Consider the following 23367-nt stretch of genomic DNA (forward strand, 5'->3'; position numbering starts at 1 on the left):
GTCCCGCCCCCGCGTAAGCGCCTGGTCAAGTCTCGCGAGTTCCGCTCCATTCCCCCATGAAAAACAGAGGAGCGCACATGCACTACCGAGGAAGGTTACTGATCACCGCGGTCGCGCTGGGCTTCGCGACGCTGTCGACGCTGCCCAGCGGCGCCGCGGTCAGCCTCGCCCGGCACCCCGCCACGGCCGGTCCGGCCGTGGCGTCCGCCGACCCGCCGACCGGTTCGTCCGCCGTCGCCGATCTCGGCGCGACGACCGGCTGGAAGGTGCTGACCAGCGCCACGGCCACCCAGAGCGGTACCCAGATCTCCAAGCCGGGCTTCTCCACCTCGGGTTGGCTGACCGTGCAGAACGACGGCGGCGGCGCACCCGGGACCGAGATCAACGCCCTGCTGAAGAACGGCAGTTGCCCCAATGTCTTCATGGCGTCGAACATGAAGTCCTGCTTCGGCCAGATGACCAAGGTCGGCGCCGAGACGCTCGCGCAGTTCTCGGCGCCGTGGTGGTACCGCACCGACTTCACCGCGCCGGCCGCCGGGCAGAGCTCCCGGCTGGTGCTCAACGGGGTGATCGGCGCCGCCGACGTCTGGGTCAACGGCACCGAGGTGGCCACCTCGGCGACCGTGACCGGCGCCTACGCCAAGCGCGGTTACGACATCACGTCGCTGGTCACCCCGGGCAGCGCCAACTCGCTGGCCATCGAGATGCACCCCAACAACCCCGCCGCGATGCTCACCCTGGACAACGTGGACTGGAGCCAGATCCCGCCGGACAACAACACCGGCATCCAGTTCCCCGTCCAGCTCCAGACCGGCTCCCCGCTGGTCGGCGGCAACACGCACGTGGTGCAGAACACCGCGGCGAACCTGGCCAGTTCGGCGCTGACGGTGAAGACCGACGTCACCAACACCTCGTCGTCCTCGCAGACCGGCACGGTCACCGCGACCGTCACCCCGCCGGGCGGCGGCACACCGGTCACCGTCAGCCAGAGTGCCACGGTGGCGGCGGGCGCGACCAAGACCGTGACGTTCGCCCCCGCGTCCTTCCCCGCGCTCACCATCGCCGACCCGCAACTGTGGTGGCCGTACCAGCTCGGCGCTCAGCCGCTGTACACCCTGGCCACCTCGGTCGCCCAGGGCGGCACCGTGCTGAACTCGACCAGCTCGACCTTCGGCATCCGCACCGTCACCTCGTATCTGACCGGCAGCTCGTCGCTGACCCCGGACGGGGTGCGCGCCTTCAAGATCAACAATGTGCCGGTGGTGATCCGCGGCGGCGGCTGGGACCCCGACCTCTTCCTGCGCTACGACCCGGCCGACACCGCCCAGCAGATCGGCCTGATGAAGTCGATGGGCATCAACACCGTGCGCCTGGAAGGCCACTTGATGCCCGCCGACTGGTACCAGCAGATGGACGCCGCGGGCATCCTGGTCAACGCCGGTTACCAGTGCTGCGACTTCTGGGAGAAGTCCAGCTACACCAGCGCCCAGCAGGCCGACTACAAGCTGACCGCGCAGACCGTCGGTGAGACGCTGCGCGGCCACCCGTCCGTCTTCAGCTTCCAGTGGAGCGACAACGAGCCCACCGACACGCAGGAGTCGCTGGCGCTCAGCGGCTTCGCGGCGGCCGACTACCCGGGTCCCTTCATCGCGTCCGCCGAGTACAAGAGCAGCGCGCAGCTCGGCGCGGCCGGTGAGAAGGAGGGCCCGTACGACTGGGTGCCGCCGAACTACTGGTACGACACCACGCACAGCGGCGGCGGCGACCTGACCAACTCCGGTGGCGCGTGGGGCTTCGACAGCGAGCAGGGCTCCGGCAACACCGTCCCGACCATGGACTCGATCAACCGTTTCCTGTCCGCCTCCGACCAGTCCAACCTGTGGCAGAAGCCGAGCGCGAACCAGTACCACAACAACTACGAGGGCACCGGCCACAGCGGCTACTCCTTCGGCACCCTGTACAACCTCGACACGGCGATCACCAAGCGGTACGGGCCCCCGTCCAGCCTGAGCCAGTACGTGCAGGAGGCCCAGGTGCAGAACTACGAGAGCACCCGGGCGCAGTTCGAGGCATACCTCGCGCACTCCACCAGGAGCACGTCGCCGTCCACCGGCACCATCTACTGGCAGCTCAACAAGGGCTGGCCGACGCTGCTCTGGTCGCTCTACAACAACGACGGCGACCAGGCCGGGGCGTACTTCGGGGTGCAGAAGGCCAACCGCCCGCTGCACGCCCTCTACGCCCTGGACACCGGCGGGGTGACGCTGGACAACCTGGGCGGCGCCACGCAGTCCGGGGTGAGCGTCGAGGCGAAGGTGTACAGCACCAGCGGCGCCGTCCTGGACGACCAGACCTCCGGCAGCCTGAGCCTGGCCTCGCAAGCGGTGCGCAACGACGTGCTCAAGCCGGTGGTGCCGACCACCGCCGACACCGTCTACTTCGTGGAGCTGCTGGTACGGCAGAACGGCGCCCTGGTCGACCGCAACGTCTACTGGCAGCCGACCACCCCCGACAAGACCAACTGGAGCAAGACGACCGGCAACCCGCAGGCCACCATGACGCAGTACGGCAACCTCACCGCGCTGCAGAACCTGCCCGCCGCCTCGGTCGGCGCGACCGCGACGACCAGCGCCCACGCCGGACCGGCGGGCGCTGACCGGCAGGTGACGGTCACCGTCACCAACACCTCGTCCAAGCCGACCGTCGGGTTCTTCCTGCGGGCCGACATCCGCCGCGGCAACGCCTCCGGCACCGAGCTGTCCGGCGACAACGAACTCCAGTCCTCGGTCTGGAGCGACAACGACACCACCCTGTGGCCGGGCGAGTCCGAGACGCTCACCGCCACCTACCGCTCGGCGGACCTGCAGGGCGCGGTGCCGGTGGTCAGCGTCTCCGGCTGGAACGTGCCCAAGTTCGACGTGGTGGCCGGGTCATGACCGGCCGGCTGCCCCGGGCGCTGCTCACCGTGCTCACCGCGGTCGGCCTGGCCTTCGCCGTCGGCGGCGCGGGCCACGCCACCGCGGCGGGCCGCCCGCACCGCGTCAGCGCGCTGCCCAACACCGTGGTGCCCGCGCCCGTCAGCGGCACCGCCAACGGGAAGACCTTCACGCTGACCGCGGCCACCACCCTCAGCTCCGACAACGCGAACGTCGGCGGCTATCTGGCGGGCATCCTGCGCGCCTCGACCGGCTACCCGCTGCCGCTCTCCACCGGAAGCGGCGGCGGGGGCGGCGGCACCATCGCGCTGCTGCTGTCCGGCGCCCCCGCCGACGTCGGCGGCGAGGGCTACCAACTCACCGCCACCAGCGCCGGAGTGGAGATCAGGGCGCAGCAGCCCGCCGGTCTCTTCCACGGCGTGCAGACCCTGCTCCAGCTCATGCCGCCCTCGGTGATGAGCCCCACCACCCACGCGGGACCCTGGACGGTCCCCGGCGGCACCGTCCTCGACCACCCGCGCTACGCCTACCGGGGCGCCATGCTCGACGTGGCCCGGCACTTCTTCACCGTCGCGCAGGTCGAGCACTACATCGACGAGATCGCCCTCTACAAGATCGACTACCTGCATCTGCACCTGTCCGACGACCAGGGCTGGCGGCTGGCGATCAACAGCTGGCCCAACCTGGCGGCGCACGGCGGCAGTACGGAGGTCGACGGCGGCCCCGGCGGCTACTACACCCAGGCGGACTACACGGCGATCACCGCCTACGCGGCCGCCCGCTACATCACCGTCGTCCCCGAGCTGGACATGCCGGGCCACACCAACGCGGCGCTGTCCTCGTACGCCCAGCTCAACTGCGACGGGGTGGCGCCGCCGCTCTACACCGGCACCGACGTGGGCTTCAGCTCGCTGTGTGTCGGGCTGCCGCTGACGTACACCTTCCTCGACCAGGTCATCGGCGAACTGGCGGCGCTGACCCCGGGGCCGTATCTGCACATCGGCGGTGACGAGGCGAGTTCGACCACCGCGGCCGACTACGCGACCTTCATCAACCACGTCCAGCAGATCGTCGCCGCGCACGGCAAGACGGTGGTCGGCTGGCACGACGTCACCCGCGCCACACCGCTGCCCTCGACGGTGGCCCAGTTCTGGGGCACGACCACGAAGGACAGCAGCACCGCGCAGGCGGCGGCCACCGGCACGAAGGTCATCATGTCCCCGGCCAACCGCGCCTACCTGGACATGAAGTACACCAGCAAGACCAAGCTCGGGCAGGACTGGGCCGGGCTGACCGACGTCGACAAGGCGTACGGCTGGAACCCCGGCGCGTATCTCAAGGGCGTCGGCGAGTCGTCGGTGCTCGGCGTCGAGGCCCCGCTGTGGACCGAGACGATCGTCACCGCGGCCGACATCGACTACATGGCGTTCCCGCGGCTGCCCGCGCTGGCCGAACTGGGCTGGTCGCCGCAGAGCACCCACAGCGCCACCGCCTTCCACACCCGGCTCGGCGCCCAGGGCCCGCGCTGGAAGGCCATGGGCGTCGGCTACTACCACTCCACGGAGGTGACCTGGCCCAGCGGCTCCTGACAGCCCGCCCGCCCCGCCTCCCCGGTGGGCCGAGCCCGCGGCGCACGGCGAATCCCCCGCCGTGCGCCGCGCGTGGTCAGTGCGCCGCGGTCACAGCAGGGGGCCGGTGACCGGGAGCACGACCTGGCAGTGGACCGGGCGGGGGTGGGCCGGGTCCAGGGCGTTGAGCACGTCCGTCAGCGCGATCGGGTCGTAGGCGATCTCCAGGTGGTCACTGGCGTCCAGCGCGCACTGGTCCTGGACGGTGATGTCCGTGACGTTCGGCGCCGCGGGCAGATACGCCGAGGTGTACGGGGTGACCACCTCGTCGCCGGTGGTGGTGATCACGGTGTAGTCCACGCCGGGTACGGTCTCGCCGCCGCTGTTGAGTGCGGTGAGGAAGGGCGAGCCGACCTCTTGCTCCACACATGCCGCGCACGCCGGGCCCACGACGAACTGGTTCGCGGGCTCCAGCAGGCCGAGCTGGCGGCCGAACTCGGTGAGACCGTCGAGGGTGGTGCCGTTGTTGCTGGGGGACAGCGCCACCAGCTTGTCCGTCTTGGCGGCGCCGCCCAGGTTCTTGAGGTAGTAGCGCGGCAGCATGCCGCCCTGCGAGTGCCCGACCAGGTCCACCTTGCCGCTGCCGGTCGCCGCCAGCACCTGGTCGACGAAGCCCGCGAGCCGCGCGGCGCCGTCCTCGATCGGCCCGGTCCCCTGGACCGCCGACGTCGGCGAGGTGCCGCCGTAGTTGAAGGCGAAGACGCAGTAGCCGTTGTTCGCCAGCAGGGGCGAGGCGCCGCCCCAGTTGTCGTTCATGTTCTCCAGCGTGCCGTGCACCAGCACCACGGGGTACGGGTGCGCCGCGCTCGGCCGGCAGGACCAGTCGTTGGCTCCCGCGGGGGCCGTCGTGGGCTGCCCGAACCCGGCGAGGAAGCCGGCGCTGAAGTGGTACTCGACCGGCAGGGGATGGGGGGAGGCGGTCGCTCCCTGGGTGCCCGCCAGTGCGAGCCCGAGTACGCCCGCGGTGGCCGCGGCGATGCGCAGAATAGTGCGTTTCATGTTCCGGACCGTCCCTTGATCTGGAATGTGAGGGGTGAATTCCGGGCGGTGGTCCCGGTCGTGAACCGAGCTGTGAGGGGTGGGCGATGCTAGGAACGGCGTCAGGCCCGGTCAATGTCCCTGTCAGCGAATACGGAAAGCGCGCGGCAAGATGCCTGGAACCGCTCCGGCGGGTATCGAGGAACTGTCATGCGGAAGCGCGAAATCCGGTGTGAACCCCGGTCGCCGGGGAGGAAGCGCGCGCACGGATGACTGCTGGGAGGGGGTTCCGCGCTCGTGCCAAAACTCTTGACTCGCCAGTAATATGGCCGCATAATCGCGTCGGGCCGCTCCGCCGGTGCGGCGGTGGAGGCCGACGGAGGGAGCTGAAGTGGACAGCCCCTGGCCGCAATTGCCGCAAGCCTTCGCCGCTGAGGTGAGAAAGGAACGGGCCTCGCTCGCCGCCGAGATCATCGGTGAGATACGGCGGCAGATACCGGAATTCTCCCGGCCGCTCGCCGGACAATTCGGCGCGGGAATCCAGCAGGGCGTCGAGACGGCCCTGGAGGAATTCGCCGATCTGGTGGAGGGCGGCGGCGCCGGGGCCACCGGCCGGACGCTGGACGAGGAGCGGCTGCGGATCTACCGGGCGCTGGGCCGCGGCGAACTGACCGAGGGCCGCAGCCTGGACGCGCTGCAGGCCGCGTACCGTCTCGGCGCCCGGGTGGCCTGGCGACGGTACGCCAGGATCGCCCGCAGGACCGGCATGGGCGCCGACCGTATGGTCGTGCTCGCCGAGGCGATCTTCGCGCACATCGACGAGATCGCCTCCGCCTCGGTGCTCGGCTACGCGGAGGCCAAGGCCGACGAGGCGGGCACGCTGAGCCGCCGCCGCGACCTGCTGCTGGGTCTGTTGCTCTCCGGCGCCGGGACGACGGCGGTCGAGCAGGCCGCCGCCGCGGCCGACTGGCCGGTGCCGTCGACGGTCGCCTGCGTCGCGCTCGGCCCGGCGCCGCCGACAGGGCCGGGCGGGACACCGGGGCACGTCGGGTCCGCCGGGCAGGGCGGGGCTTCCGGGCAGGGCCGGTCCGGGGCGCCAAGTGCGCCCGGGGCGGCCGCGGGCGGCGCGCGGGGGCGGCGGACCCGGTTGCCCGATCTCGTGCTCGCCGACCTCGACGGGCCCGAGCCGTACCTCCTGGTGCCGGACCCCGGCCTCTATCTGCGCGACGGCCAGGTCCAGCAGGTGCTGCACGAGCGCGGCGCGGTGATCGGCCCCACCGTGCCCGCCGTCCTCGCGGGCGACTCGCTGCGCTGGGCCCGCGCCATCCGCGCCTGCCTGCCGGAGCCGCACCCGGCGGGCCCCGTCGACTGCGACCGCTGCCTGCCGGAACTGATGCTGCTCGGCGACCGCACGCTGGTCCGGCTGATCGCCGAGCGCCGGCTGCGCCCGCTGTCGGCCCTCACCCCCAAGCGCGGCGAGCGGCTGGCCGCGACCCTGCTGGCCTGGCTGCAGACCAACCGCGGCAGCGCCCCCGACGTCGCCGCCCGGCTCGGCATCCACCCGCAGACCGCGCGCCAGCGGCTGCACCAGGTCCAGCGGCTCTTCGGCCCGGCGCTCGCCGACCCCGACGCGCGCTTCGAACTCGAAGTCGCCCTGCGCAGCCGACTGATGTCCAGCGCCTTCGCCGGCGCGCCACGGGAGCGGGCGTGACAGTCCGCGGCTGCGCCTGACCTCCTCCTGGGCCGGTCTTTACCGAAAACAGGGGCCGTGCGGGAGAGACAACCCCGGCGTCGTTCCGGAAGATAGGTACGCCTAAGCTAACTACGGCATGCGGTGCACTGGGCCTGTTGGCGGACGACCGGGGAGGACCCGGGGAGGACGACGTACATGTGGGACGACGCGTTTCCGAGCTTTCTGATCGGGCTCAGAGAAGGGCTCGAGGCGGGACTCATCGTCTCGATCCTGGTCGCCACCCTGGTGCGGGCCGAGGCGAAGTCGCGGCTCCCGCAGGTCTGGACGGGTGTCCTGGCCGCGATCGCGATGTCGATGAGCTTCGGCGCGATCCTCACCTTCACCGCCGCGAACCTGTCGGCCACCGCGCAGGAGGCGTTCGGCGGCACGCTCAGTGTGATCGCCGTCGCCTTCGTGACCGCGATGGTCTTCTGGATGCGCCGCTCGGCCCGCCATCTGTCCGGTGAGATCAGGGAGAAGGTCACCGCGGCGCTCGCCATGGGCGGCGGGATGCTCATCCTCACCTCCTTCCTGGCCGTCGGCCGCGAGGGGCTGGAGACCGCGCTCTTCCTGTGGACCACGGGGCGCGCCGCGGGGGAGTCCAGCGGCCCGCTGATCGGCGCCGGGATCGGCCTGGCGATCGCCACCGGGCTGTGCTGGGGCCTGTACCGCCGCGTCCTCAAGATCAACCTCACCCGGTTCTTCACCGCGACCGGCACCGTCCTGATCGTCATCGCCGCGGGCGTGCTCGGCTACGGCCTGCGCGACCTCCAGGAGGGCGGGGTGATCGCGGGCAAGACCGCGTACGCCTTCGACCTCAGCCCGCACATCGACGCGGGCTCCTGGTACGCCACCCTCGTCCAGGGCGTGTTCAACATCACCGTGTCCATGACCTGGCTCCAGGTCATCGGCTACGGCGCCTACCTCGCGGTCGTCATGACGCTGTTCGTGCGCGGTGTCCGCGCCCCGGCCCCCCAGCCCAAGCCCGCCCCGCAGCCGGAGCGCGAGGTCGAGGCGGACACGGACGCCGGGAGCGAGGCCGCCGGGACCGGCGCGTCGCCGAAGCCGGCCGAGCCCGCGCCGCCCGCCGAACCCGCCGAGCCCGCCCGTCCGGTACGGGCCCGGCCCGCCTGGGTGGTGCCGGTCGCCGTGGTCGCCGTGCCCGCGGTGATCGCCGGTCTGATCGTGGCGTTCAGCGACGACAAGCCCGCCGGGGCGCAGACCGTCGCCGTCTCCGAGACCGACTGCGGCAAGGGCTTCAAGGCGCCCGACCCCGGCCGCCAGACGTTCTCGATGCACAACACCGGCAAGAAGGCGTCCGAGGTCTATCTGATCAACCCGGCGACCAACGCGGTCTTCGGCGAGATCGAGGGCCTGGCCCCCGGCACCACCCGCGACCTGGTCGCCACCGTCGGCAGCGGCGACTACGCCTGGCGCTGCGTGCCGACCGGCGGCAAGGCCGTCACCTCGGCCTCCGTCCGTGTCAGCGGCGGCGGCGCCACCAAGGCCGTACTGCCGCTGGCCGAGTCCGAACTCCAGCCGCCGCTCGCGTCGTACAAGTCCTACGTCGACACCGGCCTCGGCACCCTGCAGGGCCAGACGGCCAAGCTCCAGGCCGACCTGAAGGCCGGCGACCTGGCCGCCGCGCGCACCGACTGGCTCACCGCGCATCTGACGTACTCCTCGCTCGGCGCCGCCTACGGCACCTTCGCCGACTTCGACGGCCGGATCAACGGCCGCAAGGACGGGCTGCCCGGCGGCGAGACCGACAAGGACTTCACCGGCTTCCACCGCATCGAGTACGGCCTGTGGCACGGCCAGTCCGCGGCGGTGCTCGCGCCGTACGCCGACAAGCTGGCCGCCGACGTGACCGGCCTGCGCAAGGCGTTCCCCACCCAGGGCTTCGACCCGTCCGACCTGCCGCTGCGCACCCACGAGATCCTGGAGAACACCCTCCAGTTCGAGCTGACCGGCGACACCGACGAGGGCAGCGGCAGCAACCTGGCGACGGCCGACGCGAATCTGAGCGGCACCAAGGAACTGCTGAGCGTGCTGCGCCCGCTGATCGCCAAGCGCGCCCCGCAGCAACTCACCACCGTCGACGCCGACATCGCCCGGCTGCAGGGTCTGCTCGACGGCGCCCACAAGGGCGCGGCCTGGACGCCGGTCTCCGGGCTCGACCCGGCGGCCCGCGCCAAGATCAACGGCGCCACCGGGCAGCTTCTTGAGGACCTCGCGCCGATCCCCGACCTGCTCGAGATCCGGAAGTCCGCCTGATGGCCGCCCGCCGCGGCGCCGTACCACCGTCCGACCAGCAGTGCTCAGAAGGGAACCCGCCCATGTCCGCGTCCGCCGAGTCCGCCCGCCCCGAGGAGCGTTCCGACGGCCGCCCCCAGGGCTACGAGGGCCTGCAGGGCACCTGCCCGATGGGCGCGGGCCGCAGGTCCTTCATGAAGACCGCGCTCGGCGCGGGCGCCGGGGCGGCCGCGCTGGCCGGCGGCGGCCTCGCGCTCAGCACGGTCGGCGGCGGCAGCAGCGCGCAGGCGGACTCGGCCGCGCCCGGCCGGGCGGCCGAGGTGGCCTTCCACGGCGCGCACCAGGCGGGCATCACCACGCCGGCCCCGTCCGCCGCGACCTTCGTGTCTTTCAACGTGATCGCGGACAGCAAGGCGGAGCTGGCGCAACTGCTGAAGACGATCACCGAGCGGGCCCGCTTCCTGACCGCGGGCGGCACCCCGGTGGACCTCGGCGTCGGCGCCCCGCCCTCGGACAACGGCCTGCTCGGCCCACAGGTCCCGGCCGACGCGCTCACCGTCACCGTCGGCGTCGGCGCCTCGCTCTTCGACGACCGCTACGGTCTGGCCGCCGCCAAGCCGCGCCGGCTGGCCCCGATGCGGACCTTCCCCAACGACAACCTGCAGGCGGCCGAGTGCCACGGCGACCTGTCGCTGCAGATCTGCGGCGGCAGCACCGACACCGTGCTGCACGCGCTGCGCGACATCGCCCGGCACACCCGCGGCGCCATGCAGATCAAGTGGCGCATCGACGGCTTCCAGAACGGGCCGCGCCCGGTCGGCGCGCAGCGCAACCTGCTGGGCTTCAAGGACGGCATCGTCAACCCGGATGTCACCTCCGGGCGGGAGATGGACAAGCTGGTCTGGGTCACCGATGCCCTGGGCGAACCGCGCTGGGCGACCGGTGGCAGCTACCAGGTGATCCGGATCATCCGGATGCTGGTCGAGTTCTGGGACCGGGTCTCGCTCACCGAGCAGGAGAAGATGTTCGGCCGCCGCAAGGACACCGGCGCGCCGCTGGACGGCGCGGTGGAGACCGACGCGCCGAACTACGCCAAGGACCCGCACGGCAACGCGATCCCGCTGGACGCCCACATCCGGATGGCCAACCCCCGTACCGCCAAGACGGACGACTCCCGCATCCTGCGCCGCGGCTTCAACTACGACCGCGGTGTGGACGGCGTCGGCAACCTCGACATGGGCCTGGTCTTCTGCTGCTACCAGCAGGACGTGCTGCGGCAGTTCGAGGCCACCCAGACCCGGCTGATCGACGAGCCGCTGGTCGACTACATCTCGCCCACCGGCGGCGGCTACTTCTTCGCGCTGCCGGGTGTGCGGGACAAGAACGACTGGCTGGGCAGCGGGCTGCTGTCGGCGTAACGGCCCGCGCGTGCCGGGCTGTTCGCGCCTCGCGCCTCGCGGCTTAGGGCGCCGACCGCGTACGCCCTCTGCCAATCTGACGGTCCGTCAGGCATGCTGGCCTTCCACGCGGGCCGGGGCGCGTTCGGACGGCCCGGCCGGGAGGAGGCGGGCATGCCGGCTGAGGACGGGCTGTTCATCGGGGGCGAGTGGGTGGCGCCCGAGGGCGGGTACTACGACGTGGTCAACCCGGCGACCGAGGAGGTCGTCGGCCGGGCGCCGGAGGCGGGCGCCGCGCAGGTGCTCGAGGCGACCGCCGCCGCCCGCGCGGCCCAGCCGGGCTGGGCGGCCACCCGGGTCGAGGAGCGCGCCGCGATCCTGGAGCGGGCGGGCCGGATCATCCTGCGCGAGATAGGGCCCCACGCCGACCTGGCCCGCGCCGAGAGCGGCGCCACCCCCGCGACCGCCCGCGGGATGCAGGTCGGCGTCGCCGCCGCCCGCTTCCTGCGGTACGCCCGCGGCGCGCTGGAACCCACCGAGACCGCGCTGCTCCCGCAGGTCAACGAGGCGTCAGCGATGGGCGCGGGCGGGGTGTTCGGGGCGCTGGCGATACGGCAGCCGGTCGGCGTCGTCACCTGCATCACGTCGTACAACAACCCCTGGGCCAACCCGGCGGGCAAGGTCGCGCCCGCGCTCGCCATGGGCAACACCGTGGTGGTCAAACCCGCCCCGCAGGACCCGCTGTCGGTCTTCCGGATGGCGGCGGCGCTCACCGAGGCGGGGCTGCCGCCCGGGGTGGTCAATGTGGTGACCGGCTCCGGCGCGGCGGCCGGGGAGGCGGCGGTCTCCTCGCCCGACACCGACATGGTGAGCTTCACCGGCTCCACCGCCGTCGGGCAGCGCATCGCCGAGGTGTGCGGGCGCGACATGAAGCGCCAGCTCATGGAGCTGGGCGGGAAGGGAGCCGCGCTGGTCTTCGACGACGCCGACCTCGCCTCGGCCGTCGCGGGCATCGGCACCACCTTCACCTTCTACAGCGGCCAGATCTGCACCGCGCCCACCCGCGTCCTCGCCCAGCGCGGCGTCTACGCCCAACTCGTCGAGCGGCTGTCGGCGTACGCGGGACGGCTGACCGTCGGCGACCCCGCCGAGCGCGGCACCGTCGTCGGGCCGGTCATCTCCGCCGCCCACCGCGACCGGGTCGAGGCGTATGTGGCGCTCGGCCGCAAGGAGGGCGCCACCCTGGTCGCGGGTGGCGAACGCCCGCTCCTGGACCGGGGTTTCTACGTCGCCCCGGCCGTCCTCGCCGACTGCGCCCCCGACATGCGGGTGGTGCGCGAGGAGATCTTCGGCCCCGTCGTGGTCGTGCTGCCCTTCGACGACGAGGAGGAGGGCGTGGCCCTGGCCAACGACAGCGACTACGGGCTGATCGACTACGTCTGGTCCGCCGACGTCCCCCGCGCCTTCCGCGTCGCCCGCCGCCTGCGCGCGGGCGGCGTCGGTATCAACACCGTGGGCCGCAACATGGAGGCCCCCTTCGGCGGCTTCAAACGCAGCGGCGTCGGCCGCGACGTGGGCTCGTACGCCCTGCACGCCTACAGCGAACTCCAGAGCGTCGTCTGGCCGGGCTGAAGCACCCGCTCGCGCAGGGCCGGGACACACGGCGCCAGCCGTCGCGGGCTGGCGGGCCGCCGGGTCGGGCGGTCGTGGACGGGGCTGGCCGCGGGGCGTGGTGAAACCGGTTCGACCTGCGCGGAGGGCGTCGTACCGGACTTCCCGGTGAAGCCGGGACAAGCCGAACTCCGGGGTTCCGCTCGGCTGCGGCGGTCCCATAGTGTCCCTTCCGCCATGGACTACTGCTACGCGTGCCGGCGACACCTGAACGGCGCATACTCGTGCCCCGGGTGCGGCACGCCCGCGGACCGGCTCGTGCCGCCCGGGGTGGCGGAGACCGCCCAACTGCCCGCGATCTCCGACGCGGACGACGGTCTGGCGCCCACCGGCGGCGGGCGGCGGGCGGCGCGGCGGGCGGAGCGCGGTGGGGTGCGCGCCCGGCGCGGGCGGCAGCAGCGGGTGGCGGTCTACGGCGTGGGCGCGGTGGCCGTCATCGGGGCGCTGACGATGTTCTCGGTGGCCGCGCTCTCCGGCGGCGGCTCGGGCAGCCCCACGCCCCCGCGGCCCGGGCTCGTGGACCTCTCGCCGACGGCCACCAGCGGAGTGCCGGAACCCGACGCGGGCGGCGGCGACCCGGCCGGCGGCCCCAGCGGGTCCGCGTCGCACCAGTCGACCACCTCGGCCCCGCCCTCCACGACGGCCACCCGCACGGCCTCGGCCCCGGCCACCACGCACCACCCGTCGCACCCCACGGCGACGGCCACCACCCCGCACACCCCCGGCTCCCCGACGCCGAAGCCGCCGCCGTCGGCGACTCCCTCGCCGACGAAGACATGCCAGCGGGTGCTGTGGTGGTGCCAGTAGCCGGATAGGCGGCTGCTCAGAACTCCTGCGTGGGGCCCGCGGCCGGGTCCTCGCCGAGCATGCGCTTGAGCAGGTCGCGCAGGACCGCGCGCTCCTCGGCGGAGAGCGCAGCCAGCGGCTCGCGGGCGAAGTCCAGGGAGTCGCGCAGGCGTTCCGCGGTGTCATGGCCCGCGGGCGTGGCCGCGGCCAGCTTCACCCGGCGGTCGCCGGGGTCGGCGCGCCGCTCGGCGAGGCCGTGGGCCTCCAGCCGGTCGATGATCCCGGTCACATTGGACGGCTCGCACTTCAGCCGCTGCGCGATCTGCCGCATCGGCATCGGCCGTACGTTGAGCAGCGCGAGCACCCGGGCCTGAGCGCCGGTGAGCTGGTGCCCGGCGGCGGCCGACTCGTACTCCTGGTGGTAGCGCGACACCACGGTGCCGATCAGATCGACGACCTCCGCGGTCAGGGGGTCGGTTCGGCGCGTCATGGGGACCAGGTTACTCCGTTGCTTGACAAGCTGAAACATCAAGGTACATCTTTAATTCAGGACCTCGTTAATTCAGTAACATAACCATTGTCGTAGTCAAGCAAAGCCATGGTCGAGCAGTTGGTCGGGCAGCCTGTGGCCGAAGGAGGCGTTTCCCCATGCCGAAGAGTCGCGAGTGGCACCTGGTCGCCCGTCCCCAGGGCTGGCCGGTGCCCGAGGACTTCGCGCTGGTCGACACCGAGACCGCCGACCCCGGCCCCGGCCAGATCGTGGTGCGCAACCTCTTCCTGTCGGTCGACCCGTACATGCGCGGCCGGATGAACGACGTGAAGTCGTACGCCCCGCCGTACGCGCTCGGGCAGCCGATGCTGGGCGGCGCGGTCGGCCGGGTCGTGGCCTCGAACGCCGAGGGTGTCGCGGTCGGCGACCATGTGCTGCACGGCCTCGGCTGGCGGGAGTACGCGGTGGTGGATGCCGCCCACACCGTCACCGTCGACCCGGAGCAGGCGCCGCTGAGCGCCTATCTCGGAGTGCTCGGCATGCCCGGGCTGACCGCCTACGCGGGCCTGCTGCGCACCGCCGAGTTCGCCCCGGGCGATGTCGTCTTCGTCTCCGGCGCGGCCGGCGCCGTCGGCAGCCAGGTCGGCCAGATCGCCAAGCTCAAGGGCGCCTCGCGGGTGATCGGCAGCGCCGGTTCCGACGAGAAGGCCGCACTGCTGGTGGAGGAGTACGGCTTCGACGCCGCCTTCAACTACAAGAAGGGCCCGGTCGCCGAGCAGCTGCGGGCCGCCGCGCCCGACGGCATCGACGTCTACTTCGACAACGTCGGCGGCGACCACCTGGAGGCCGCGATCGGCGCGATGCGGCTCAACGGCCGGGCGGCGCTGTGCGGGGCCATCGCCCAGTACAACGCCACCGAGCCGACGCCCGGGCCGCGCAACCTGGCGCTGCTCATCGGCAAGCGGCTCACCCTGCGCGGGCTGCTCGTCTCGGACCACCAGGACCTGCAGCCGGAGTTCGTCCGCGAGGTCGGCTCCTGGCTGCGCGACGGGCGGCTGCGGTACCGCGAGACCGTGGTGCCGGGAATCGAGAACAACCTCGAAGCGTTCATGGGCGTGCTGCGTGGTGACAACACCGGGAAGATGATCGTCGCCCTCCCGGAGTGACCTGCCGCACAGCGGCCGACGGGCTCGACACCGAGCCCGATATTCAACAAACTGTTGCAAGCGCGCGACCCCCATGCCCCACCGGGCCAACCAGGAGGATCTCCTCATGACCATCCAGTCCGTAGACGTCCTGTACACCGCTGTCGCCACGGCGGAGAACGGCCGCGACGGCCGTGTCGCCACCGACGACGGCAAGCTCGACGTCGTCGTCAACCCGCCCAAGGAGCTGGGCGGCAATGGCGCGGGCACCAACCCCGAGCAGCTCTTCGCCGCCGGGTACAGCGCGTGCTTCCAGGGTGCGCTGGGCGTCGTCGCCCGGCAGGCGAAGGCCGACATATCCGGCTCGCGGGTGACCGCCAAGGTCGGCCTCGGCAAGACCGAGGCGGGCGGCTTCGGCCTCACCGTCGAGCTGGCCGTCTCCATCCCGAACGTGGACGCGGCGACCGCACAGCAGCTCGTGGAGGCGGCCCACCAGGTGTGCCCGTACTCCAACGCGACCCGCGGCAACATCGCCGTGGAGCTGACGGTCGTCTGACCCGTCGTGCCGCGGTGTCAACCACCGCAACCGGTAAGGGCCGCACTCCTGGGAGTGCGGCCCTTACCGCTTCCCGGCCGCGTCGCCAGGGTGGGTGTGCGCCGCGTGTTCGCGTGTCCCGGGCAATGGCCTTGCCCCGCGCACCGGCCGATCGTGAGGATGGCCGTATGCCTACCTTCAGCGCTCCGGACGGGACCGAACTCGCGTACCACCTGGTGGGTGACGGCGAGCCGCTGCTCGTCCTGCCCGGCGGACCGATGCGCGCGTCCGCCTACCTCGGCGATCTCGGCGGCCTGTCGCGGCACCGCGGGCTCGTCCTGCTCGATCTGCGGGGCACCGGTGACTCCGCGGTCCCCGCCGACCCGGCCACGTACCGCTGCGACCGCCAGGTCGAGGACGTCGAGGCGTTCCGCGTGCACCTGGGCCTGGAGCGCGCCGACATCCTCGCCCACTCCGCCGCGGGCGATCTCGCCCTGCTGCACGCCGCCCGCCACCCGGCGCGGATCAACAGCCTCACCCTGGTCACCGGGCGGGGGCGCGCCCTGGGTGTGGACTTCACCGTGGAGCACCGCCGGGAGGCGGCCGCCCTGCGCGCGGACGAGCCGTGGTTCGAGGACGCCCACCGGTCCTTCGAGGCGGTCTGGGCCGGTACGGCGACCGACGCGGACTGGGACGCCGTCGACCCCTTCTTCTACGGCCGTTGGGACGCCGCCGCGCGGGCGCACGCCGCGACCAATGTGGCGCAGACCAACGAGGAGGCCGCCGAAATCTACGCGTCCGCCGGCGCCTTCGACCCGCCCGTCGCCCGGGCCGCGCTCGCGACGCTGGACGCCCGGGTGCTGCTGCTGGCGGGCGAGTGGGACAGCGGCCCGCTGCCGCGGGTGGCCGCCGAGATCGCGGAGCTGATCCCCGGCGCGGAACTCGTCGTCCAGCCGGGCGCGGGCCACTTCCCGTGGCTCGACGACCCGCTGGCCTTCAGCTCGACCGTGGCCGCCTTCCTGAAGGGCTGACCGGCGGCGCCTGCCGCGCTGCGTCCGGGCCGAGTTCCGGCGGGGGCGGGGCGAGCAGCGCGAGGAAGTCGCGGAAGGCGGCGGGCATGTCCACGGCGTCCGGGTCGAGCAGCCACTGCACCTGGAGGCCGTCCATCACGGCCGCGAGCAGGGTGGCGGCCCGCTCGGGGGTGAGCCCGCCGGGCAGCCGGTCGCCGTACTCCGCGCGCAGGGCCTCCGCCCCGCCGTCGCGCACCCACGCGTACCGCCGGCGGAAGTAGTCCTGCGCCGGGTGGCCCTCGGTGACGCTGTCGCCGACCAGCACGGTGAACGCCTGGACGATGCCGGGCCGGGTGGCGTTGTACTCCACCAGGTTGGCCACCACCTCCAGCGGCCAGGCCCGCCCGTGCAGCGCCGCCGACGCCATGTCCCACTGGTCGCGCGCCTCCAGCACCGCCACCAGCAGCGCCTCCTTGGTGGGGAAGTAGTGCATCAGGCCCTGCTGGGTCAGCCCCACCCGCTCGGCCACCGCCGCCAGCGTGGCACCCCGGTAACCGCGCTCCGCGATGACCTCGGTGGCGGCCTGGATGATCTCCGCGCGCCGGTCGTCGCGGCGCTCGCTGCGCCGGTCCGTCTTGGTTCTGGGCACTTCGCCCCCCTTCGCCGTTCCTGTGAGCCTACAAGATTACGGAACGGCATCTATTCCTACCGGGCGACAGGTAGCGTGTCGGCACGTGGCACGAGACAGGACGCCGGAGAAGGGGACGGGACGATGACGGTGACGCCCGAGCGGGCCGTGGACGGCAAGGACGCGGCGGGGACCGGGGACGCGGCGCGGGCACGCGCCGTCGAGGCCGCGCTCGGCAGGCTCGACCTTGACGCCAAGACCCGGCTGCTGGCCGGGCAGGACATGTGGACGCTGCCCGCGCTGCCCGAGATCGGCCTCGGCTCGCTGGTGATGTCCGACGGCCCGATCGGCGTACGCGGCAGGCGCTGGACGGTCGGCGACCCGTCGACCGCGCTGCCCAGCCCCACCGCGCTGGCCGCCTCCTGGGACCCGGAACTCGCCCGCCGCGCCGGGCGGTTGCTGGCCCAGGAGGCCCACCGCAAGGGCGTCCACGTGCTGTTGGCGCCCACTGTCAACCTGCACCGCTCGCCGCTGGGCGGGCGGCACTTCGAGGCGTACAGCGAGGACCCGTTCCTCACTGGGGAGATCGGTGCCGGCTATGTGCGTGGCGTCCAGGACGGCGGAGTCGGCGTCACCGTCAAGCACTTCGTCGGCAACGACGCGGAGACCGAGCGGTTCACCGTCGACAACCACATCGCGCCCCGGCCGCTGCGCGAGCTGTATCTCGCCCCCTTCGAGGCGATCGTCAGGCAGGCCCGCCCCTGGGGCGTGATGGCCGCCTACAACGCCGTCAACGGCGCCACCATGACCGAGCACGGTCCGCTGGTCAACGGGGTGCTGCGCGGCGAGTGGGGCTTCGACGGCGTCATGGTCTCCGACTGGCTCGCCGCCCGCGACACCGTCGGCGCCCTGCTCGGCGGCCTGGACATCGCCATGCCGGGCCCGCTGACCGTGTACGGCGAGGCGCTGGCCGCGGCGGTACGCGCCGGGGCGGTCGACGAGGCCGCGGTGGACGCCGCCGCCCGCAGGGTGCTGCTGCTGGCCGCCCGCGCCGGACTGCTCGACGGCGCCCCGCCCGCCGTCGCCCCCGCCGACCGCCCCGCCCCGGTGGACGGTGACGCGCTGGCCCGTACCCTCGCGGTCCGCGGCTTCGTGCTGCTGCGCAACGAGACGCGCGGCGGCGCGCCCGTACTGCCGCTGGCGCCCTCGCCGATCGGCGGCGGCATCGCGCTGATCGGCGCCGCCGCGCGGGACGCCCGGGTGCTCGGCGGCGGCTCCGCCCAGGTCTTCCCCGACCATGTGGTCTCACCGCTCGACGGGCTGCGGGCGGCGCTGCACGACGGCGTGGCGCTCAGCCACAGCGTCGGCGCCGACCCCACCGAGGAACTGCCCACCGCGGGCCAGGGGTTCGCGCTGCGCGCGGTCGCCCGCGACGAGCAGGGCCGCGCACTCGGCTCCGAGGACCTGCCCAATGGTCAGCTCCAGTGGCTCGGCGAGCTGCCCGACGGCGTCACCTACGACGCGCTGCACACCGTCGAGACCCGCGGCTGGTTCACCCCGCGGGTCAGCGGCGCGCACCGCTTCGGCACCCGGGGCACCGGCGGCTTCACGCTCACCGTCGCCGGGCGCGTCCTCTTCGACGGGCTGGACTTCACCCAGCACGAGGACCCGTTCGAGGCGTTCTTCGGTACGCCCGTGGAGCGCGGCACCGTGGAGCTGACCGCGGGGGAGCGGGTCGAGGTCAGCCTGGTGCACACCGTGCCCAAGGTCCTCGAACTCCCCGTCCTCGCCGTCGGATTCGCCCTGCTGCACGGCGAACCGGCGCGTGACCCCGAGGAGTTGATGGACGAGGCGGTCGCGGCGGCGCGCGAGGCGCACACCGCGGTGGTGGTGGTCGCCACCACCGAACGGGTCGAGTCCGAGGGCTTCGACCGCGCCGACCTGCGACTGCCGGGCCGCCAGGACGAACTCGTCGCCCGTGTCGCCGCCGTCAACCCGCGCACGGTCGTGGTCGTCAACTCCGGCTCCCCGGTGGAGATGCCGTGGCGCGACGACGTCGCCGCGGTGCTGCTCAGCTGGTTCCCCGGGCAGGAGGCGGGCGCGGCGCTCGCCGACGTCCTCCTCGGGGAGGCGGAACCGGGCGGGCGGCTGCCCACCACCTGGCCGGTGCGGCTCGCCGACGCGCCGGTGGTGCGGGTCACGCCGACGGACGGCGTACTCCCGTACGAGGAAGGGGTGTTCATCGGGTACCGGGCCTGGCAGCGCGGTGCGGTCGCGCCCGCGTACCCCTTCGGCCACGGGCTCGGGTACACCACCTGGGAGTACGAGGAGATGGTGGTCGAGGCGGGGGCGGAGGGGGCTCTCGCCGAGGTGCGGGTACGGCTGCGGAACGCGGGGGCGCGGGCGGGGCGGGAGGTGGTGCAGGTCTATCTGGCGCCGGAGGCGGACGGCGGCGGCGCCGCCGCCGGGCTCGAGCGGCCGGTGCGGTGGCTGGCCGGGTTCGCCTCGGTGGAGGCGGGGGCGGGGGCGACGGTGGAGGTCGTCGTGTCCTTGGCCCCGCGGGCCGCGGAGGTCTGGGACGAGGCGGCCGGAGGCTGGCGCCTCCTCCCGGGGTACTACGCGGTGGAGGCCGCGCACTCCTCCGCGGAGGTGCGCCTCTCGGCGCGGGTGCACGTCGCGCCTCCGGCGCGGTAGGTGCTTTTTCCCACCCGCCCACCCGTGCAGGTGGGATGCCGTCTGCGGGTCCCCTCGCGGGGGCGGGCCGCCGTTGGCGGCATAAGGTTTTGGCATGGGTGACGTCTGGGTGGGGGTGCGGCTGCTGGGGGAAGGGCAGCGGTGGGCGGGGCGCAATGGGCGGGAGTGGCGGTTCGGGATGGTTCCCGCGCTGATCACGCTCGTGGGGTACGTGGCGGCGCTGGTGGCGCTGGTGGTGTGGGTCGGGGACCTGGCGGACTGGGCGACGCCGTTCGCCGACCACTGGGCCTCGCCGTGGGGCGGGCTGCTGCGGGGGCTGCTGGCGGTCACGCTGGTCGGGGGCGGCCTGGTGCTGGCGGTGATCTCGTTCACCGCGGTGACGCTGTTGGTGGGTCAGCCGTTCTACGAGACGATCGCCGCGCATGTGGACACCGCGGCGGGCGGCGCCCCGGAGCCGCCCGACCGGCCGCTCTGGCGCGAGCTGTGGATCTCGGCGGCGGACAGCGTGCGGGTGCTGCTGCGGGTGGCCGCCTTCGGGGTGGTGCTGTTCGCGCTGGGGTTCGTGCCGTTCGTCGGCCAGACGGTGGTGCCCGCCGTCGGCTTCTGCGTCTCCGGCTTCTTCCTCACCCTGGAACTGGCCGCCGTCGCGATGCAGCGCCGCGAGGTGCCGCTGCGCGAGCGGCTGCGGCTGATGCGCGGGCGGCTGCCGCTGGTCCTGGGCTTCGGCACCCCGCTGGTGCTGGCCTTCCTGGTGCCGTTCGTCGCCGTCTTCCTGATGCCGGGCGCCGTCGCCGGGGCCACGCTGCTGGCCCGGGAGATCCTGGGCGAGCCGACGGCGGACGCCGGTCCGGACTCCACCGCGGACACCGCGGCGGGCGGACCCGCTCCCGCGGGCCCGCCCGGCGCCTGACTCACCCGTGGTTCACACGGCGACCAGCTCCCGCTCCGGTGCCTGCTCCTCGGCCGCCGCCGGCTCCTCCTGGGGCCGCGCCGTCCTCGGGAGGAAGAAGGCGAGGGCGAAGGCCAGGGCGATCAGGCCCGCGGTGCACAGCGCCGTGGTGGACGCCGCGTCGAGCGCCTTCGCCACGTGCGCCGGGTTGCCCGGCCTGCTCGGGCCGAGGATGTCGAAGAAGACGGTGCCCAGGACCGCGATGCCCAGCGTCATACCGAGCTGCTGGAGCGACTGCAGGGTGCCGGACGCGGAACCCATCTCGTGCGGCTCCACACCGTTGAGGATGATGTCGAAGAGCGGCACGAAGATCATGCCCATCCCGAAGCCGCCGATCAGCAGCGGGGCGACGAAGTCCCAGTGCGTGATGCCCGCGCCCGCCCACTGGAAGACCCCGTAGAGGGCCAGGATGCCCACGCCCATGAGGACCAGGCCGAGCTGCAGGACGCGGCGGCCGAGCCGGTGCATCGTGATCCCGCCGAACGCGGAGCCGAAGAGCGCGCCGAGCGCCCAGGGCGCGGTGGTCAGGCTGGAGTGCAGCGCGCTGTAGCCGAGGCCGAGCTGGAGGAAGACGCCGAGGGTGAGGATCATGCCGCCCATGGACGCGGTGAAGGCGATCGCGAAGCCGACCCCGGAGACGTACGCCCGCTTGGTGAACACGCTCGGCTCGACCAGCGGCATGCGGCCCGCGCGGCTGCGCCGCACCTGGTGGAGGGCGAAGAGCGCCAGGACCGGGAGGGAGCCGCCGAGCATCGCCAGGGTCCAGCCGGGCCAGCCCAGTTCACGGCCCTGGACGAGCGGGAAGACCAGCAGGAAGGCGCCGCTGCCCGCGAGGGCCATGCCCGCCGCGTCGAGCCGGGTGCCGCGCGCGCTCGGGGTGACGTCCGGCAGGTACTTCCAGCCCATCACCAGCGCCAGTACACCGATCGGCAGGTTGATGCCGAAGATCATCCGCCAGCCGGTGCCGAACAGGTCCGCGTGGATCAGCACCCCGGCGATCACCGGGCCGAGCACCGCCGACAGGCCCATCAGCGGCCCGAAGACGCCCCACGCCTTCTTCATCTCCTGGGGCGGGAAGAGGTCCCGGGTGAGACCGAAGCCCTGCGGCAGCATGACCGCGCCGCAGGCGCCCTGGACGATCCGGGCCACGATCAGCATCGACGGCGTCTGGGCCGTCGCGCACAGCATCGAACTGAGGGTGAATCCGGCCACCCCGGCCAGCAGCACCCGCTTGCGGCCGTAGACGTCGCCGAGCCGTCCGCCGGTGAGCAGCGCCACCGCCATCGCCAGCGTGTAACCGGCCGCGATCCACTGCAGGTCGGCGTACGAGCCGCCGAGCCCGGTACGGATCGAGGGGGCCGCGACATTGGCGACCGTCGAGTCCAGCAGGTCCATCACGCTGGCGGCGAGCACGGCGGTGTAGCCGAGCCAGCGGCCGGGCAGAGCGGGCGCCGCCGGGGCCGCGCCGGCTGCCGGGCCGGTGTCCGACGCTGTTGCTGCGGTGTCAGGAACGATGTCCTTCGTGGTGTCCATGGGTCCTACGCTAGGGACCCTTGCGGTCAGTTCCTGTCCGCAATCGAGGACAGGATTCTGGCCAGTTCCGCCTGGCCGTCCGCGTTGGGGTGGAACCAGTCCCAGGTGCTCAGTTCGCCGGTGCCGAAGCGGTAGTCGAAGACCGCGCCGCCGTCGTAACGGCAGCGCGTGTACCGCCCGCAGACCTCGCCGAGCACCGCGTTGTACGCGATCACCCGGTTCCGTACGGTGTCGCGCCGCTGCTCGGCCGCCGCGCTGTGCGAGTCCGCGTCGCGCAGCATCGAGGGGCACAGGCCGAGCTTCCAGACCTGCTTGCCCAGCGGGTTCTGCCGGCCGACCGACCACAGCCGCTTCAGGTCGGGGATGCTGGCCACCAGGATCTGGGTCTGCGGCAGCACGCGGTGCAGATACGACAGGGCGCCGTTGAAGGCGTCGCGGAAGTCGGCGACCGGCGTCATGGCGTCGGCGGTCGAGGCGCAGGCGTCGTTGGCGCCGATCAGCACGGTCACCATGGCGGGCCGGTGCGCCGCCGCGGCCCGCGCCTGGTCCGGCAGATCGGCGACCCGGGCGCCGCTGTGCGCCACGTTCCAGCTCTTGGTGGCCGGGGCGGTGGACAGCAGCCGCTGGGCGACGCTGTCGACCTTCGTACGGGTGCCGGTGGCCCAGGAGACCTCGGGGCAGTCGGAGAGCGGCGAACAGGCGTCGAAGCCGCGGGTGATGGAGTCGCCGAGCGCGGCGACCGACGGCGGATGGGCGTTCCACGGGCGTACCGGCTTCGGCGCGTGGGCGGCCGCGGAATGCGAGGTGTGTGCGGAGGGTGTACCCGATCCGCCGTTCGGTGGAGAGGCGCTGACGGTGCATCCGCCCAGCAGAGCGGCGCCTGCGGCCAGTGCCAGGCCGCGTCGCAACAGCGATCGCATCCCTTGCTTCCCTCCGACGAGTGGGTGACATCTCGTACCAGCCCGACGGTACGTGACTCCCTCAAGGACGCCGCACGGT

The 23367-nt window shown here is 72.9% G+C and carries 17 protein-coding genes; 12 read left to right on the forward strand and 5 right to left on the reverse strand.

The annotated features are described in order from the left end of the window. Positions 1–77 precede the first annotated feature (77 nt). On the forward strand, positions 78–2936 hold the full coding sequence (locus AB0M29_RS22730) for a beta-mannosidase (protein ID WP_365385228.1): 2859 nt from the start codon (positions 78–80) through the stop codon (positions 2934–2936). Beyond that, positions 2933–4525 (forward strand): family 20 glycosylhydrolase, encoded by a 1593-nt coding sequence (locus AB0M29_RS22735; protein ID WP_365385230.1) that lies wholly within the window; start codon positions 2933–2935, stop codon positions 4523–4525. Before AB0M29_RS22730 ends, AB0M29_RS22735 begins: the two co-directional genes overlap by 4 nt. Positions 4526–4615: 90 nt before the next feature. Here the strand turns inward: AB0M29_RS22735 and AB0M29_RS22740 are convergent, their stop codons facing one another. Continuing rightward, positions 4616–5563: an alpha/beta fold hydrolase gene (locus AB0M29_RS22740; protein WP_365385232.1), complete on the reverse strand. Its 948-nt coding sequence runs from the start codon at positions 5561–5563 to the stop codon at positions 4616–4618. Positions 5564–5978: 415 nt separating this feature from the next. Between AB0M29_RS22740 and AB0M29_RS22745 the strand changes: the two genes are divergently transcribed. From AB0M29_RS22745 to AB0M29_RS22765, 5 genes are all read left to right on the forward strand, one after another. Further along, positions 5979–7253, forward strand: coding sequence for a helix-turn-helix domain-containing protein (locus tag AB0M29_RS22745; RefSeq protein WP_365385234.1), 1275 nt, complete (start codon positions 5979–5981; stop codon positions 7251–7253). Between the two features lie 177 nt (positions 7254–7430). Then, positions 7431–9551, forward strand: a complete 2121-nt coding sequence (gene efeU, locus AB0M29_RS22750; RefSeq protein WP_365385236.1) for an iron uptake transporter permease EfeU — start codon at positions 7431–7433, stop codon at positions 9549–9551. Between the two features lie 149 nt (positions 9552–9700). Further along, on the forward strand, positions 9701–10948 hold the full coding sequence (efeB, locus tag AB0M29_RS22755; RefSeq protein ID WP_365385398.1) for an iron uptake transporter deferrochelatase/peroxidase subunit: 1248 nt from the start codon (positions 9701–9703) through the stop codon (positions 10946–10948). 153 nt (positions 10949–11101) lie between these two features. Next, positions 11102–12559: an aldehyde dehydrogenase family protein gene (locus AB0M29_RS22760; protein WP_365385238.1), complete on the forward strand. Its 1458-nt coding sequence runs from the start codon at positions 11102–11104 to the stop codon at positions 12557–12559. A 297-nt stretch (positions 12560–12856) separates the two neighbouring features. Continuing rightward, the gene (locus AB0M29_RS22765; protein WP_365385240.1) at positions 12857–13405 is read left to right on the forward strand and encodes a hypothetical protein; all 549 of its coding nucleotides are present in this window, start codon (positions 12857–12859) and stop codon (positions 13403–13405) included. A 16-nt stretch (positions 13406–13421) separates the two neighbouring features. Here the strand turns inward: AB0M29_RS22765 and AB0M29_RS22770 are convergent, their stop codons facing one another. After that, positions 13422–13874 carry a MarR family transcriptional regulator gene (locus AB0M29_RS22770; protein WP_365385242.1) on the reverse strand — a complete coding sequence of 151 codons (453 nt, stop codon included), beginning with the start codon at positions 13872–13874 and terminating at the stop codon, positions 13422–13424. Positions 13875–14032: 158 nt separating this feature from the next. Between AB0M29_RS22770 and AB0M29_RS22775 the strand changes: the two genes are divergently transcribed. The 3 genes from AB0M29_RS22775 to AB0M29_RS22785 all read left to right on the forward strand — a co-directional run bounded on the left by AB0M29_RS22775 (position 14033) and on the right by AB0M29_RS22785 (position 16585). Further along, positions 14033–15040 carry an NADP-dependent oxidoreductase gene (locus AB0M29_RS22775; RefSeq protein ID WP_365385245.1) on the forward strand — a complete coding sequence of 336 codons (1008 nt, stop codon included), beginning with the start codon at positions 14033–14035 and terminating at the stop codon, positions 15038–15040. Positions 15041–15146: 106 nt separating this feature from the next. Further along, a complete protein-coding gene (locus AB0M29_RS22780) occupies positions 15147–15575 on the forward strand; it encodes an organic hydroperoxide resistance protein (protein ID WP_365385247.1) in 429 nt (142 codons plus the stop codon). Between the two features lie 167 nt (positions 15576–15742). Next, a complete protein-coding gene (locus tag AB0M29_RS22785) occupies positions 15743–16585 on the forward strand; it encodes an alpha/beta hydrolase (RefSeq protein ID WP_365385249.1) in 843 nt (280 codons plus the stop codon). On the opposite strand, the gene AB0M29_RS22790 is transcribed toward AB0M29_RS22785, so the two are convergent. Then, positions 16551–17213, reverse strand: coding sequence for a TetR family transcriptional regulator (locus AB0M29_RS22790; protein ID WP_365385251.1), 663 nt, complete (start codon positions 17211–17213; stop codon positions 16551–16553). The two genes, AB0M29_RS22785 and AB0M29_RS22790, sit on opposite strands and share 35 nt — an antisense overlap. Before the next feature lie 123 nt (positions 17214–17336). Here AB0M29_RS22790 and AB0M29_RS22795 point away from each other — a divergent pair, with 123 nt between their 5' ends. Together AB0M29_RS22795 and AB0M29_RS22800 are read left to right on the forward strand one after the other, a co-directional pair. Beyond that, entirely contained in the window at positions 17337–19886 is a 2550-nt protein-coding gene (locus tag AB0M29_RS22795) for a glycoside hydrolase family 3 C-terminal domain-containing protein (protein ID WP_365385253.1), read from the forward strand. Positions 19887–19980: 94 nt separating this feature from the next. Next, positions 19981–20796 carry an EI24 domain-containing protein gene (locus AB0M29_RS22800; RefSeq protein ID WP_365385256.1) on the forward strand — a complete coding sequence of 272 codons (816 nt, stop codon included), beginning with the start codon at positions 19981–19983 and terminating at the stop codon, positions 20794–20796. A 12-nt stretch (positions 20797–20808) separates the two neighbouring features. Here AB0M29_RS22800 and AB0M29_RS22805 read toward each other — a convergent pair whose 3' ends face one another. Continuing rightward, the gene (locus AB0M29_RS22805; RefSeq protein WP_365385258.1) at positions 20809–22368 is read right to left on the reverse strand and encodes an MFS transporter; all 1560 of its coding nucleotides are present in this window, start codon (positions 22366–22368) and stop codon (positions 20809–20811) included. A gap of 26 nt (positions 22369–22394) precedes the next feature. Continuing rightward, the gene (locus AB0M29_RS22810) at positions 22395–23288 is read right to left on the reverse strand and encodes an SGNH/GDSL hydrolase family protein (protein WP_365385260.1); all 894 of its coding nucleotides are present in this window, start codon (positions 23286–23288) and stop codon (positions 22395–22397) included. Positions 23289–23367: the final 79 nt, after the last annotated feature.

Origin of the sequence: Streptomyces sp. NPDC051976, from assembly GCF_040680795.1 — a bacterium.
Taxonomy (GTDB): Bacteria; Actinomycetota; Actinomycetes; order Streptomycetales; family Streptomycetaceae; genus Actinacidiphila.

Bases quoted from the DNA above. Each gene is read 5' to 3' on its own strand.
- AB0M29_RS22735 (WP_365385230.1), top strand. From the start codon at position 2,933: ATGACCGGCCGGCTGCCCCGGGCGCTGCTCACCGTGCTCACCGCGGTC.
- AB0M29_RS22800 (WP_365385256.1), top strand. From the start codon at position 19,981: ATGGGTGACGTCTGGGTGGGGGTGCGGCTGCTGGGGGAAGGGCAGCGG.
- AB0M29_RS22730 (WP_365385228.1), top strand. From the start codon at position 78: ATGCACTACCGAGGAAGGTTACTGATCACCGCGGTCGCGCTGGGCTTC.
- AB0M29_RS22805 (WP_365385258.1), bottom strand. From the start codon at position 22,368: ATGGACACCACGAAGGACATCGTTCCTGACACCGCAGCAACAGCGTCG.
- AB0M29_RS22760 (WP_365385238.1), top strand. From the start codon at position 11,102: ATGCCGGCTGAGGACGGGCTGTTCATCGGGGGCGAGTGGGTGGCGCCC.
- AB0M29_RS22740 (WP_365385232.1), bottom strand. From the start codon at position 5,563: ATGAAACGCACTATTCTGCGCATCGCCGCGGCCACCGCGGGCGTACTC.
- AB0M29_RS22795 (WP_365385253.1), top strand. From the start codon at position 17,337: ATGACGGTGACGCCCGAGCGGGCCGTGGACGGCAAGGACGCGGCGGGG.
- efeU (WP_365385236.1), top strand. From the start codon at position 7,431: ATGTGGGACGACGCGTTTCCGAGCTTTCTGATCGGGCTCAGAGAAGGG.
- AB0M29_RS22785 (WP_365385249.1), top strand. From the start codon at position 15,743: ATGCCTACCTTCAGCGCTCCGGACGGGACCGAACTCGCGTACCACCTG.
- efeB (WP_365385398.1), top strand. From the start codon at position 9,701: ATGGGCGCGGGCCGCAGGTCCTTCATGAAGACCGCGCTCGGCGCGGGC.
- AB0M29_RS22780 (WP_365385247.1), top strand. From the start codon at position 15,147: ATGACCATCCAGTCCGTAGACGTCCTGTACACCGCTGTCGCCACGGCG.
- AB0M29_RS22810 (WP_365385260.1), bottom strand. From the start codon at position 23,288: ATGCGATCGCTGTTGCGACGCGGCCTGGCACTGGCCGCAGGCGCCGCT.
- AB0M29_RS22775 (WP_365385245.1), top strand. From the start codon at position 14,033: ATGCCGAAGAGTCGCGAGTGGCACCTGGTCGCCCGTCCCCAGGGCTGG.
- AB0M29_RS22770 (WP_365385242.1), bottom strand. From the start codon at position 13,874: ATGACGCGCCGAACCGACCCCCTGACCGCGGAGGTCGTCGATCTGATC.